The organism is Dinoroseobacter sp. S375 (genome assembly GCF_049800775.1).
Lineage (GTDB): Bacteria > Pseudomonadota > Alphaproteobacteria > Rhodobacterales > Rhodobacteraceae > Dinoroseobacter.
On the sequence record NZ_JBNAFR010000009.1, the window covers coordinates 168828 to 180496 of the forward strand.

At 61.9% G+C, this 11669-nt stretch carries 18 protein-coding genes; 6 read left to right on the forward strand and 12 right to left on the reverse strand.

Annotated elements, in window-relative coordinates; genetic code table 11:
- Positions 1 to 33 precede the first annotated feature (33 nt).
- From ACP150_RS18115 to ACP150_RS18135, 5 genes are all read left to right on the forward strand, one after another.
- Positions 34 to 654, forward strand: a complete 621-nt coding sequence (locus ACP150_RS18115) for a 2OG-Fe(II) oxygenase family protein (RefSeq protein WP_424968091.1) — start codon at positions 34 to 36, stop codon at positions 652 to 654.
- 2 nt (positions 655 to 656) lie between these two features.
- Positions 657 to 1220 carry a hypothetical protein gene (locus ACP150_RS18120; protein ID WP_424968092.1) on the forward strand — a complete coding sequence of 188 codons (564 nt, stop codon included), beginning with the start codon at positions 657 to 659 and terminating at the stop codon, positions 1218 to 1220.
- A 108-nt stretch (positions 1221 to 1328) separates the two neighbouring features.
- Complete coding sequence (locus tag ACP150_RS18125; RefSeq protein ID WP_424968093.1) at positions 1329 to 1718, forward strand: DUF4149 domain-containing protein; 390 nt, start codon at positions 1329 to 1331, stop codon at positions 1716 to 1718.
- 77 nt (positions 1719 to 1795) lie between these two features.
- Positions 1796 to 1930, forward strand: a complete 135-nt coding sequence (locus ACP150_RS18130) for a hypothetical protein (RefSeq protein ID WP_424968095.1) — start codon at positions 1796 to 1798, stop codon at positions 1928 to 1930.
- A gap of 9 nt (positions 1931 to 1939) precedes the next feature.
- Positions 1940 to 2329, forward strand: coding sequence for an inner membrane-spanning protein YciB (locus ACP150_RS18135; protein ID WP_424968116.1), 390 nt, complete (start codon positions 1940 to 1942; stop codon positions 2327 to 2329).
- 155 nt (positions 2330 to 2484) lie between these two features.
- Here ACP150_RS18135 and rplP read toward each other — a convergent pair whose 3' ends face one another.
- From rplP to ACP150_RS18165, 6 genes are all read right to left on the reverse strand, one after another.
- On the reverse strand, positions 2485 to 2898 hold the full coding sequence (rplP, locus tag ACP150_RS18140) for a 50S ribosomal protein L16 (protein WP_424968096.1): 414 nt from the start codon (positions 2896 to 2898) through the stop codon (positions 2485 to 2487).
- A gap of 13 nt (positions 2899 to 2911) precedes the next feature.
- Positions 2912 to 3634: a 30S ribosomal protein S3 gene (gene rpsC, locus ACP150_RS18145; protein WP_424968097.1), complete on the reverse strand. Its 723-nt coding sequence runs from the start codon at positions 3632 to 3634 to the stop codon at positions 2912 to 2914.
- On the reverse strand, positions 3634 to 4014 hold the full coding sequence (gene rplV / locus ACP150_RS18150) for a 50S ribosomal protein L22 (protein ID WP_012176967.1): 381 nt from the start codon (positions 4012 to 4014) through the stop codon (positions 3634 to 3636). Before rplV ends, rpsC begins: the two co-directional genes overlap by 1 nt.
- 3 nt (positions 4015 to 4017) lie before the next feature.
- Positions 4018 to 4296, reverse strand: a complete 279-nt coding sequence (gene rpsS, locus ACP150_RS18155) for a 30S ribosomal protein S19 (protein ID WP_424968098.1) — start codon at positions 4294 to 4296, stop codon at positions 4018 to 4020.
- Between the two features lie 3 nt (positions 4297 to 4299).
- Positions 4300 to 5142, reverse strand: a complete 843-nt coding sequence (gene rplB / locus ACP150_RS18160) for a 50S ribosomal protein L2 (protein ID WP_424968099.1) — start codon at positions 5140 to 5142, stop codon at positions 4300 to 4302.
- A gap of 377 nt (positions 5143 to 5519) precedes the next feature.
- The gene (locus ACP150_RS18165; protein ID WP_424968101.1) at positions 5520 to 6377 is read right to left on the reverse strand and encodes a hypothetical protein; all 858 of its coding nucleotides are present in this window, start codon (positions 6375 to 6377) and stop codon (positions 5520 to 5522) included.
- Between the two features lie 390 nt (positions 6378 to 6767).
- Here ACP150_RS18165 and ACP150_RS18170 point away from each other — a divergent pair, with 390 nt between their 5' ends.
- The gene (locus tag ACP150_RS18170; protein ID WP_424968102.1) at positions 6768 to 7247 is read left to right on the forward strand and encodes a YHS domain-containing (seleno)protein; all 480 of its coding nucleotides are present in this window, start codon (positions 6768 to 6770) and stop codon (positions 7245 to 7247) included.
- 210 nt (positions 7248 to 7457) lie between these two features.
- Here ACP150_RS18170 and ACP150_RS18175 read toward each other — a convergent pair whose 3' ends face one another.
- From ACP150_RS18175 to tuf, 6 genes are all read right to left on the reverse strand, one after another.
- Entirely contained in the window at positions 7458 to 8018 is a 561-nt protein-coding gene (locus tag ACP150_RS18175; RefSeq protein ID WP_424968103.1) for a VPLPA-CTERM sorting domain-containing protein, read from the reverse strand.
- Between the two features lie 390 nt (positions 8019 to 8408).
- Positions 8409 to 8705, reverse strand: coding sequence for a 50S ribosomal protein L23 (locus ACP150_RS18180; protein ID WP_424968104.1), 297 nt, complete (start codon positions 8703 to 8705; stop codon positions 8409 to 8411).
- Complete coding sequence (rplD, locus tag ACP150_RS18185; protein WP_424968105.1) at positions 8702 to 9319, reverse strand: 50S ribosomal protein L4; 618 nt, start codon at positions 9317 to 9319, stop codon at positions 8702 to 8704. Before rplD ends, ACP150_RS18180 begins: the two co-directional genes overlap by 4 nt.
- Positions 9316 to 10056, reverse strand: a complete 741-nt coding sequence (rplC, locus tag ACP150_RS18190; RefSeq protein WP_424968106.1) for a 50S ribosomal protein L3 — start codon at positions 10054 to 10056, stop codon at positions 9316 to 9318. The genes rplD and rplC overlap by 4 nt, the downstream gene beginning before the upstream one ends.
- Positions 10057 to 10070: 14 nt before the next feature.
- Entirely contained in the window at positions 10071 to 10379 is a 309-nt protein-coding gene (gene rpsJ / locus ACP150_RS18195) for a 30S ribosomal protein S10 (protein ID WP_044028221.1), read from the reverse strand.
- Positions 10380 to 10489: 110 nt separating this feature from the next.
- The gene (gene tuf / locus ACP150_RS18200; RefSeq protein WP_424968117.1) at positions 10490 to 11665 is read right to left on the reverse strand and encodes an elongation factor Tu; all 1176 of its coding nucleotides are present in this window, start codon (positions 11663 to 11665) and stop codon (positions 10490 to 10492) included.
- Positions 11666 to 11669 lie beyond the last annotated feature (4 nt).

An 11669-nucleotide genomic window follows, 5' to 3' on the forward strand; every position in this document is an offset into this window, starting at 1 on the left:
GTCCCCTGCGCCATTCCACGCTAAGACAACGCCATGGCTACTCTCTCATCGCTCTTTGTGACCCGCCTTTATCGCGCCCCGCTCGGGGAGTTCAAACCAACTGTTGACGCCACTGAACTGGAGCAATCCTGCCTCGTGATTGCCGAGGATGACGAGGCTGGACAGGACTGGTGCGAAGAAAACGGCTATCCTGGCTATACCTCCTACGCCTCGCTGACTGACCTGCCCTGGCGGTTCCCGATCTTTGCCGATCTGGTCAAGGCGCTCGACGCCCATGTGGCCGCCTTTGCCGAGGATCTGGCCTTTGATCTGGATGGTCGCGCGCTGAAACTCGACGATCTCTGGATCAACATCCTGCCCGAGGGTGGCATGCATGCGAGCCACATCCACCCCCATTCGGTGATCTCCGGCACCACCTATGTGGCCATGCCCGAGGGCACATCGGCCCTGAAACTCGAAGACCCGCGCTCCGCCCGCATGATGGCCGCCCCGGCCCGGCGCAAGGACGCGCCCGAGGAGCTCCGCCAGTTCGTCTATGTCGCCCCCAAGGTCGGCGATGTCCTGTTATGGGAGAGCTGGCTGCGCCACGAGGTGCCCATGAACATGGCCGAAGACGAGCGGATCTCCGTCAGCTTCAACTACGCCTGGGCCTGACCATGCGGCGGGAGGTTTCTCCCGCCGAGGCGGCCGAACTGCTCGCCTCCGCGCGCCGGGTGCTGGTCTTTGGCGTCTCGGGCGGGGGCAAATCCGCCCTCTCCCGCTGGATCGAGCAGACATACGGGCTGCCCCATATTTCCATGGATCGCGACATCCGCTGGCTGCCGGGCTGGCAGGTGCGCGACCGGGTCGAACAACGCCGGCGAACCGAGACCTATGTGGCGCAGGAGCGCTGGGTCATGGATGGCACGACCGTCTCGAGCTTTGACATTCGTGTGCCGCGCGCGGATCTCGGGATCTGGATCCGCGTGCCCCGGGCACAAGCCCTGTGGCAGATGATGGGACGCGTCCTCAAGAGCTATGGCCGGGTGCGGTTCGACATGGCGCAAGGCTGCCCCGAGCAACTGCCGGACCGCGCCTTTCTCGACTGGATTTGGACCTTCGAGGCCAAGCAAGCCCCGAGGATCTGCGCCGCGTTGGAGCAATACGGGCCCGACCTGCCTGTGGTGACCCTGCGGTCCCGGCGCGACATCGCGGCCCTGAAAACCGCGCTCCGCTCCTGAACAGGCACCCATCACCGCAAGGCGCTAGCCACCGCGCAAAATCGCGCAGGGGGATCGACGCATGGGGCACGCCGCCTATCTGTCCGGCACCCCTGACCGGAGGATGACATGACGGAAATCGCGCTCCTGCTTTCGGCCACCCTGCTGGGCGGCATGGTGTTCTACAGCTTCGGCTTCGCGCCGGTGCTCTTTGCGCAGCTCCCGATGGAGCGGGTCCGCCCCCTGCTGCGCGGGACCTTTCCCTATTATTACCTCGCGGTGATCGGGCTCTCGGCCCTCACTGCGCTCGCGGCCTGGTTCGTTTCCCCTCTGGCGGCGGGCCTTTTCGCGGCCATCGCCCTCAGCACGGTTTACGCCCGTCAGATCCTGATGGCGCAGATCAACGCCGCCACGGATCGCGGCGACAAGAAGGCCTTTGGCCGGTTGCACGGCGCCTCTGTCGTGATCCAACTGATCCAGATCGGCCTGGCTGGCTGGGCGGTCGTGCTGGTGGCCTGACGGCCCGCGCGGGTTGCCCAAGATCGAGCCCGAAACCGCGCTTGCCCCGCCCCTGACGCTCGCTAGGGTCGGGCATCATGGATCGACGGCTTCTTCTCGAATTTCTGCCCGGCGCGGCCTTCCTGCTGGGGTATGCCTATGGCGGGTTGCTCTGGGCGGCAGCGGTGACCGTTCTGGCGACGGGCGTGGCTGTTGCGCTGCGCTGGCGATAGGACGGCGCAATCCCATGGCTCGCGGTCGCAACACTGGCGCTAGCCGTGATCCTCACCGCGTTCGGCCTGGCCCTGAAGGACGAGACCTTTGTCCTGATCCGCCCCACCGTGGGTGCGCTGGCCTTTGCCGCGATCCTGGCGGTCGGCGCGCTGGCCCGGCCCAGCCTGCTGGAGCGGACCTTGGGCTATCGCCTGCAGCTGGAGCGGCAGGGATGGGCCGTGCTGCACATGGCCTGGATCACGCTCTCGCTGCTCTCGGCCGGGGCGAATGAAGTCGCCAGACGGGTTCTGTCGACGGATCATTGGGCGATCTACAACGTAGCCTCGGACCCGGCTCTGTTCGGCCTGATCTATCTGGCGACACGTTGGATCGCCGAGTGGTACTGGATCGAGGACTAACCGCCAGCCCGACCGGACCTGACACCGCCCCCTCTGCACAACGCAAAAGCCCCCGCCGGATCGGCGGGGGCTTTGTGATCTTTAACGGTGTCGGTCCGGCGAAAGACGATATCTCTCGCCCGACCAGCCCGGAAACCCGAGATGGGGTTCCCCGGTTACCAGTCTTCGCGAACGACCGTACGGGTCTTGATCGGCAGCTTCATCGCGGCGAGGCGCAGGGCTTCGCGGGCGACGCTCTCGGAGACGCCGTCAATCTCGAACATGATCCGACCCGGCTTGACCTTGCAGGCCCAGAAGTCGACGGAGCCCTTACCTTTACCCATACGCACTTCGACGGGCTTGGAGGTCACCGGCAAGTCCGGGAAAATCCGGATCCAGACGCGGCCCTGACGCTTCATGTGACGCGTCATGGCCCGACGGGCGGCTTCGATCTGGCGCGCAGTGATGCGCTCGGGCTGGGTCGCCTTCAGACCGTAGGTGCCGAAGGTCAGGTCAGACCCGCCCTTGGCTTCGCCCCGGATGCGGCCCTTATGCTGCTTGCGGAATTTGGTACGCTTTGGCTGTAGCATCTTTCTCTACTCCTCAGCGGTCGCGGCGCGGACGGCCGCCACCTTGCGGACGCGGGCCACCACCTTCTTGCAGTTCCGCGTGACGACGGTCACGGGCCTGCGGGTCGTGTTCCATGATCTCGCCTTTGAAGATCCAGACCTTGATCCCGATGATCCCGTAGGCGGTCATCGCCTCGGAATGTGCGTAATCAATGTCCGCGCGCAGGGTGTGCAGGGGCACACGGCCTTCGCGATACCACTCGGTCCGGGCGATCTCGGCACCGCCGAGGCGGCCTGCGAGGTTCACACGGATACCTTGCGCACCCATGCGCATGGCGTTCTGAACCGAGCGCTTCATGGCGCGGCGGAAGGACACCCGACGCTCGAGCTGCTGCGCGATGGACTCGCCGACCAGAGCCGCGTCCAGTTCCGGCTTGCGGACCTCGACGATGTTCAGGTGCAGCTCGCTATCGGTCATCGAGGCCAGCTTCTTGCGCAGACCTTCGATGTCTGCACCTTTCTTGCCGATGATGACGCCGGGACGCGCGGTGTGGATCGTGACGCGGCACTTCTTGTGCGGACGCTCGATGATCACACGGCTGATGCCGGCCTGCTTGCACTCTTCCTTGATGAACTCGCGGATCTTCAGATCCTCGAGCAGAAGGTCGCCATAGTCTTTGGTATCTGCATACCAGCGGCTGTCCCAGGTCCGGTTGACCTGAAGCCGCATGCCGATGGGATTAACCTTGTTACCCATTATGCCTGCTCCTCAACTTGACGGACCTTGATGGTGATTTCCGCAAAGGGCTTGATGATCTTGCCGAACCGGCCACGGGCCCGGGGACGCCCGCGCTTCATGGTCAGGTTCTTGCCAACCCAGGCTTCCGCGACGATCAGCTCGTCCACGTCCAGACCGTGGTTGTTCTCGGCATTGGCGATCGCGGACTGAAGGCATTTCTTCACGTCCACGGCGATGCGCTTGTGCGAGAAGGTCAGATCGGCGAGCGCCTTGTCGACCTTCTTGCCGCGGATCATCTGGGCGACGAGGTTCAGCTTTTGCGGCGAGGTGCGCAGCATGCGCGTCTTCGCCATGGCCTCGTTCTCAGCCACGCGGCGGGGATTCTTGTCCTTACCCATGACTTATTTCCTCTTCGCTTTCTTGTCCGCCGCGTGACCGTAATAGGTCCGGGTCGGAGAGTACTCGCCAAATTTCTGGCCGATCATGTCCTCGGTGACATTCACCGGGATGTGCTTTTTGCCGTTGTAGACCCCGAAGGTCAGGCCAACGAACTGCGGCAGAATAGTGGAGCGACGCGACCAGATCTTGATCACTTCGTTGCGGCCCGACTCGCGGGTCTTTTCGGCCTTTTTGAGGACGTAAGCGTCGACAAAGGGGCCCTTCCAAACAGAACGCGACATCTATCAGCGGCCCTTCTTCTTGGCGTGCCGCGAGCGGATGATCAGCTTGCTCGACGCCTTGTTCTTGTTGCGGGTACGTGCGCCCTTGGTCGGCTTGCCCCAGGGGGTCACCGGGTGACGACCACCAGAGGTCCGGCCTTCACCACCACCATGGGGGTGATCGACGGGGTTCATCACAACACCACGCACAGACGGGCGGATGCCCTTGTGACGGTTGCGGCCCGCTTTACCAAAGTTCTGGTTGGAGTTGTCGGGGTTCGACACGGCACCGACAGTGGCCATGCATTCCTGACGCACGAGGCGCAGCTCGCCCGAGCTCAGACGGATCTGGGCATAGCCACCGTCACGACCGACGAACTGGGCATATGTGCCCGCGGCGCGTGCGATCTGGCCACCCTTGCCGGGCTTGAGCTCGATATTGTGGATGATCGTCCCGATCGGCATCCCCGAGAACGGCATCGCGTTGCCCGGCTTGATGTCTGCCTTTTGCGAGGCGACGACCTTGTCACCAACCGCGAGACGCTGCGGGGCCAGGATATAGGCCTGCTCGCCATCGTCATACTTGACCAGCGCGATGAACGCGGTGCGGTTGGGGTCATATTCGATCCGCTCGACCGTGGCGGCCACGTCGAACTTGCGACGCTTGAAATCCACGATGCGGTAGAGACGCTTTGCCCCGCCACCCCGGCGGCGCATTGTGATCCGTCCCGTGTTGTTCCGGCCACCGTTCTTGGTCAAACCCTCGGTGAGAGATTTGACCGGACGGCCTTTCCACAACTCAGAACGGTCGATCAGAACCAGCCCACGCTGGCCCGGCGTCGTCGGCTTATACGACTTGAGTGCCATGCTTTCTGTCTTCCGTTACTGTGTACCGGGTATCCCCGGCTTTTCGGTTTGAAGGGCCCCGAAGGTCCCCGTCGTCACGCCCGGGATCAAAGATCCAACGAGCAAAAGCGAAGCCCCGGACGAATCCGGGGCCTTGCGGATGAGGTCGTTTAGGGGGTTGGGGGGTGAGGGTCAAGTGAGAGGGATGCGATACTCGTAGAAATGGCAATACAAACTTCGAAATCAGGGAGGCAGGCTGGCACACTCGTACTAAACTTTAAGCGGTGGTCTCGACCGTAGAGCGATCCTAGTTGCGCTGCGCCGGAAATGCCTGTTCAGGACCCACTTTATGGAATGCCGCACTTCGCGCGAATGGCCACGTGGGCCAAAGAGCTAACCTATTGCCCCTCGACATCGCTCAACTCAGCGCAGGGCTCGCCGCACATTCGCTCGTAGCCTGCGCAGAAATGACGGGATTGGATGAAGGCGTTAGGGGTCGTTGCACGTTCAGAATAGCTCGTCTCGTAACCCTCACCGCCATACGTGTGTATTCCGACCAAGAAATACCCCCGCTCCGTCTCGAGAACATACGGTGAGCCCGAGACGCCGTTTTCTACTGGACAAGTTGTATCTCGCACTGAGGATCCGCGCCGATCAATTATCTCGCAGGCATTGTTTACACGGTAAGGGACTTGGAGCCGGTTCATCCCTTCGTTACCGCCAATAAGTGCCGTGGTGCTAAAGTCCGGCGATCCGTCGGAATTCTGTTGATAACGCGTAATTGGCCGATAGAGGTACACGTCCGAGCGAGCGGCCAGTTGCTCATCCGCCATTACAATGGGACGCAGAACCCCAGCGTTGGGTGGGTCGCTTAGTCGGAAGAAGAGGTAATCTGTTTCAGCCTGCCCCCAGGCATCAAACGTTTCCATTCTAGGGGAAAAAAACGTAGACGGATCGGGAAGCTCCCTGACCATTTCTTGGCTCATCGGATACGCTGAAATGTGCCACGAGGGTCCGTTGCCTTCCGGACCGCCGGGACGGTCGACGAGGTTGTGGACATTCGCGAGGTAGACGCCGTCGCACACCTGAACCGCTTGTGACCAACCACGATGCGACATCACTGTTGCCATCGCAGCCCCAGGCCCCTCCGTAGCAGAAACAGGTCTCATGGAATTGTCTCTGTCGAGATACCAGGCGGCATTGGCTGACACCGCGAAAAGGAACGCCAAAAAGGCTAAAAAGAACCCGATTTTCATGCATTGCCGCCCCGAAAACGTCACCCGTGACCTATGAAGTATCGAACCGTGGGGGAAAAGCAAAAGCTGACCTTCACTTGCGTCGCGAGAAATGCCGCTCCGTCCGCAATTAAGCATTGCGCTTGGCCTGAAGAAGGTCCGCGACGGTAACAAGTAATCGCTTCAGTATGACCTGCAGCCCTGAGAACTCTCGTACGAAAGTCAGCGTGTGCTTCTAACCCGCCCCCCCGATCACGCGCTCATGCCGCAGCAGTGATGGATTGGTGATCCAAGTTTATTCGCTTTCCTCCGCCCTGCGCGGCATGTCTTGGCCTGCACGGCGAGCGTGCGACGTCGATCCGACCGAAGGCGGTTGACGTTTGAAAAGATAACCCTGCGAGGAAGAATCCCATGTCTTTGAAATCTCTCCGTAACGGCATTGCAATCGCGTCTCTGGCAACGGCCATGTCGCTCGGCGCCGCGTTTGCAGCAGACGAGGTGTTCATCACCGATGCCGACATGAACATCGCGATCAACGGCTACGATCCGGTTGCCTATCACACCGAGGGTGCCCCCACCAAAGGTGTCGCGGAGTTCAAGGCGGAGTATGACGGGGCTGTCTACAAGTTCTCTTCCGCGGATAACAAAGCTGCCTTCGAGGCAGATCCGGCGAAGTACGCCCCGGCCTATGGCGGCTGGTGCACCGTTGGCGCCTCCAAGGGCAAGAAGATTGCCACCCAGCCCGAGTTCTTCGACATCGTGGACGGTCAGCTCTACCTGAACTCCTCTGCGGGCGCGCATAAGCTTTATCTGAAGCAGACCAGCCAGACCATCGATACGGCCGACACCAACTGGACCGAGATCATGAGCACCCCGGCGTCGGATCTCTGACCTGAACGGCCAGACGGCTCAAGCAGAAAGGGCGCGGATCATCCGCGCCCTTTTCCATCTATCCGGTGCCCGCCGCGGCGCGGGGATCCTAGGCGCAGCCATCAGGCAGAGGCCGGTGTTTGCCGCCTTGGCATCGCGGTGCCTGGCCCAGCCCTGAGTGTCGTTCGGACCCTTGCGTCAGGGAAAACGGAACGTGCGCGGGCAGACGCCTCAAGCCTTGCGGCGACGCCGTGCCACGAGGCCCAGGCCCGCCAGCGTTGTCAGCAGCAGGGGCAGTCCAGCCGGCAGCGGGATCGGGCTGGTGGCGGCATCAAAGGTCCAGTCCGCATAGGACACACCATAGGCGGTGGAGCTGTCATCGAGGAACATGCTGGTCACACCGTTGCTGGAGAAGCTGTAGATGCCGTTGGCCAGGATCGTGGTCGTCTCTAGCACGTTGGACATGGAGTCGAACAGCGTCACGGCAATGCTGTCGCCAACGCCCCAGCCCTCCACATTGAACGAGATATTGGTGACAGCCGTGCTGAAATCCACGGTGAGGTCATTCGAGCAGTTATAGGCCACAGAGTTCAGCGCGCAGATCGAATTCGAGCTGTTGGCGCCCACATAGAGGGCATCCGCGCCAGAGGTCAGTGTCGCCTCGGGCAGCATCGCGGTTGCGCCCGGCACAGTGCCGGAGCCCAGCGTCGTGAAGTCGAGCGAGGCAGCAGTGGCCGCGCTGGCGCCGAAAGACAGGGACAGGATGGCGGCGGACAGAATGGACTTCAGCATGGGTCGGATACTCCGGGATACGCAAGGAACGCTACGGTTTCAAAAAAACTGTGCCCCGGGTTTGGTGATGGTCTCGCCGGGAATACCTGAACGTTACGATCAGGCATCGCACGAAACAACAAACATGTTTCGCATCAGTTAATTGACTTAAAATTCGAAACGGCTGCGGAACATACGGAACCAATTCATCGAAAATTCAATGTTTGGAGCGGCATAGCCAATGGCTCGCCTGCGGATGGCCCCCCCCGTCGGGCGCAAAGAGCCGGGGCCCAACAGCCCATTCCCGGGGTCATGGATGCGCGAGACCCGTTCACTCCGCCGCAGCGCGCCACCGCAAAGCAAAAAGGCCCCGGCGCATGCCGAGGCCTTTCTCAAGTCTGTGAAGACCGATCAGAGACCGGTGGAAACGTCGATCGTGTTGCCCTCTTCGAGGGTGACATAGGCTTTCTTGACGTCCTTCCGCTTGCCGAGTTGGCCGCGGAAACGCTTGGTCTTGCCTTTGGTGATCGTCGTGTTGACCGCTTTGACCTTCACACCAAAGAGCGCCTCAACGGCCTCCTTGATCTGGGGCTTGTTGCTGTCGATCGCGACCTCGAAAACCACTGCGCCGTTCTCGGACGCCATGGTGGCCTTCTCGGTGATGATCGGCTTGCGGATCACGTCGTAGTGCTGTGCCTTCGTGCTCATTTCAGGCGAGCCTCCAGTGCTTCGACACCCGCTTTGGTCAGCACGAGCGTGTCGCGCTTGAGGATGTCATAGACGTTTGCGCCCATGGACGGCAGGATATCGAGCGTGTCGATATTCGCCGCCGCCTTGGCGAAGCCTGCATCCACAGCAGCACCGTCGATGACAAGCGCGCGCTTCCAGCCCAGATCCTTGATCTGCTTGGCCAGGGTTGCGGTCTTGCCGTCATTGGCCGCCGTGTCGATCACAACCAGCTCGCCCGCCTTTGCTTTGGCAGACAGAGCATGCTTGAGACCAAGCTTGCGGAACTTCTTGGGCAGATCATGGGCGTGGCTGCGCGGGGTCGGACCCTTGTAGATACCACCCTTGCGGAAGATCGGCGCGTTCCGGTCGCCGTGGCGTGCGCCACCGGTGCCCTTCTGGCGGTAGATCTTCTTGGTGGAATAGCTGGTCTCGGACCGCGTCTTCACCTTGTGGGTGCCAGCCTGCGCCTTGTTGCGCTGCCAGCGGACCACGCGGTGCAGGATGTCCGCGCGCGGTTCGAGGCCAAACAGGTCCTCGGACAGCTCGACGGAGCCGGCAGTGCCGCCATCCAGAGTGATCACATCGGTTTTCATTCTTCAGACCCTCCCTCAGCGGGGGCTTCTGCAGGTGCCTCGGCAGCAGCCTCGGTCACAGCGGCAGCTTTGATCGCAGCAGGGGTCGGCAGACCTTCGGGTGCCTTCTTCTTGACGGCATCCTTGATCGTCACCCAACCACCTTTGGAGCCGGGAACGGCGCCCTTGATCATGATCAGACCACGGTCGGCATCGGTCCGAACCACTTCGAGGTTCTGCGTGGTCACCCGCGCAGCGCCCATGTGGCCAGCCATTTTCTTGCCTTTGAAGACCCGGCCCGGATCCTGACACTGACCGGTGGAGCCGTGCGAACGGTGTGAGATGGACACACCGTGGGTGGCGCGCAGGCCCCCGAAGTTGTGCCGCTTCATCGCACCGGCAAAGCCTTTACCGATGGAGGTGCCGGAAACGTCGACCTTCTGACCCTCAAGGAAGTGCTCGGCGGAGATTTCCGCACCGACTTCGATCAGGTTGTCCGGGCTCACGCGGAACTCCGCAAGCTTGCGCTTGGGCTCCACTTTCGCGGCGGCGTAGTGGCCGCGCATCGCCTGGCTGGTCCGCTTGGCTTTGGCTGCGCCAGCACCGAGCTGCACGGCCGAGTAGCCGTCCTTCTCGGCGGTGCGCTGTGCCACCACCTGCAGGTTTTCCAGTTGAAGAACGGTCACAGGGATCTGCTTGCCGTCTTCCATGAACAGGCGGGTCATCCCCACCTTCTTTGCAATTACTCCAGAGCGCATCTGTTCTGCCCTCCTTAAACCGAGATCTGCACGTCCACGCCAGCCGCGAGGTCGAGCTTCATCAGCGCGTCCACGGTCTGGGGGGTCGGGTCAACGATATCGAGCAGACGCTTATGGGTACGGATCTCGAACTGGTCGCGGGACTTCTTGTCCACGTGGGGACCACGAAGAACCGTGAACTTCTCGATCTTGTTCGGCAGCGGGATCGGCCCGCGCACCTGTGCACCCGTGCGCTTGGCGGTGTTGACGATTTCCTGCGTGCTGGCGTCCAGCACACGGTAGTCAAACGCCTTCAGGCGGATGCGAATGTTCTGGCTTTGGATGGCCATTGGTCAGTGCCTTTCGCGGCTTGAGATTGAGAGGAGGAGCGGCGATTGCCGCCGCCCCTCGTCGAACCTTTTGGGCAGGGTTTGGGCCCTGCCCGTTTGGTCTGTTACTCGATGATTTTGGAGACGACGCCAGCGCCGACGGTGCGGCCGCCTTCGCGGATGGCGAAGCGGAGGCCGTCTTCCATGGCGATCGGGGCGATCAGCTCGACACCGAATTTCAGGTTGTCGCCCGGCATCACCATCTCGGTGCCTTCCGGCAGCGTCACGGTCCCGGTCACATCCGTCGTCCGGAAGTAGAACTGCGGACGGTAGTTCGCGAAGAACGGCGTGTGACGGCCACCCTCATCCTTGGTCAGGATGTAGGCTTCGGCTTCGAACTTGGTGTGCGGCGTCACGGAGCCCGGCTTGCAGAGAACCTGACCACGCTCGACACCTTCACGGTCCACACCGCGCAACAGGGCGCCGATATTGTCGCCCGCTTCACCGCGATCCAGCAGCTTGCGGAACATTTCCACACCGGTGCAGGTGGTCTTGGTGGTGTCGCGGATGCCGACGATTTCGATCTCGTCGCCCACATTGATCACGCCACGCTCCACACGACCGGTCACAACCGTGCCGCGGCCGGAGATCGAGAACACGTCCTCGATCGGCATCAGGAAGGGCTGGTCCACGGCGCGCGCCGGGGTCGGGATGTAGTCATCCACAGCCGCCATCAGCTCGGCGATCTTCTCGGTGCCGATCGCGTCGTCACGGCCCTCGAGGGCCGCCAGAGCGGAGCCCGCAACGATCGGAATGTCGTCGCCCGGGTACTCGTAGCTGTCCAGAAGCTCGCGGATTTCCATCTCGACCAGCTCCAGGAGCTCTTCGTCGTCGACCTGGTCCACCTTGTTCATGAAGACGACCATGTAGGGGATGCCCACCTGACGGCCGAGCAGGATGTGCTCGCGGGTCTGGGGCATCGGGCCGTCGGCCGCGTTCACCACGAGGATCGCGCCGTCCATCTGGGCCGCACCGGTGATCATGTTCTTGACGTAGTCGGCGTGACCCGGGCAGTCCACATGGGCGTAGTGACGGGCGTCCGTCTCGTATTCCACATGCGCGGTCGAGATCGTGATCCCGCGGGCCTTCTCTTCCGGCGCGCCGTCAATCTCGTCATAGGCTTTGAAGTCGCCAAACTGCTTGGTGATCGCAGCCGTCAGCGTCGTCTTGCCGTGGTCAACATGCCCGATCGTGCCGATGTTAACATGCGGTTTAGAACGCTCAAACTTTTCCTTAGCCATGATG

What these genes read in the sequence shown, in the direction of transcription:
- ACP150_RS18115 (WP_424968091.1), top strand. Translation starts at nt 34, where the DNA reads ATGGCTACTCTCTCATCGCTCTTTGTGACCCGCCTTTATCGCGCCCCG.
- rpsC (WP_424968097.1), bottom strand. Translation starts at nt 3,634, where the DNA reads ATGGGTAACAAGGTTAATCCCATCGGCATGCGGCTTCAGGTCAACCGG.
- ACP150_RS18180 (WP_424968104.1), bottom strand. Translation starts at nt 8,705, where the DNA reads ATGAGCACGAAGGCACAGCACTACGACGTGATCCGCAAGCCGATCATC.
- ACP150_RS18125 (WP_424968093.1), top strand. Translation starts at nt 1,329, where the DNA reads ATGACGGAAATCGCGCTCCTGCTTTCGGCCACCCTGCTGGGCGGCATG.
- tuf (WP_424968117.1), bottom strand. Translation starts at nt 11,665, where the DNA reads ATGGCTAAGGAAAAGTTTGAGCGTTCTAAACCGCATGTTAACATCGGC.
- rplD (WP_424968105.1), bottom strand. Translation starts at nt 9,319, where the DNA reads ATGAAAACCGATGTGATCACTCTGGATGGCGGCACTGCCGGCTCCGTC.
- rplB (WP_424968099.1), bottom strand. Translation starts at nt 5,142, where the DNA reads ATGGCACTCAAGTCGTATAAGCCGACGACGCCGGGCCAGCGTGGGCTG.
- ACP150_RS18175 (WP_424968103.1), bottom strand. Translation starts at nt 8,018, where the DNA reads ATGCTGAAGTCCATTCTGTCCGCCGCCATCCTGTCCCTGTCTTTCGGC.
- rplV (WP_012176967.1), bottom strand. Translation starts at nt 4,014, where the DNA reads ATGGGTAAGGACAAGAATCCCCGCCGCGTGGCTGAGAACGAGGCCATG.
- rpsS (WP_424968098.1), bottom strand. Translation starts at nt 4,296, where the DNA reads ATGTCGCGTTCTGTTTGGAAGGGCCCCTTTGTCGACGCTTACGTCCTC.
- ACP150_RS18170 (WP_424968102.1), top strand. Translation starts at nt 6,768, where the DNA reads ATGTCTTTGAAATCTCTCCGTAACGGCATTGCAATCGCGTCTCTGGCA.
- ACP150_RS18130 (WP_424968095.1), top strand. Translation starts at nt 1,796, where the DNA reads ATGGATCGACGGCTTCTTCTCGAATTTCTGCCCGGCGCGGCCTTCCTG.
- rplC (WP_424968106.1), bottom strand. Translation starts at nt 10,056, where the DNA reads ATGCGCTCTGGAGTAATTGCAAAGAAGGTGGGGATGACCCGCCTGTTC.
- rplP (WP_424968096.1), bottom strand. Translation starts at nt 2,898, where the DNA reads ATGCTACAGCCAAAGCGTACCAAATTCCGCAAGCAGCATAAGGGCCGC.
- ACP150_RS18120 (WP_424968092.1), top strand. Translation starts at nt 657, where the DNA reads ATGCGGCGGGAGGTTTCTCCCGCCGAGGCGGCCGAACTGCTCGCCTCC.
- ACP150_RS18165 (WP_424968101.1), bottom strand. Translation starts at nt 6,377, where the DNA reads ATGAAAATCGGGTTCTTTTTAGCCTTTTTGGCGTTCCTTTTCGCGGTG.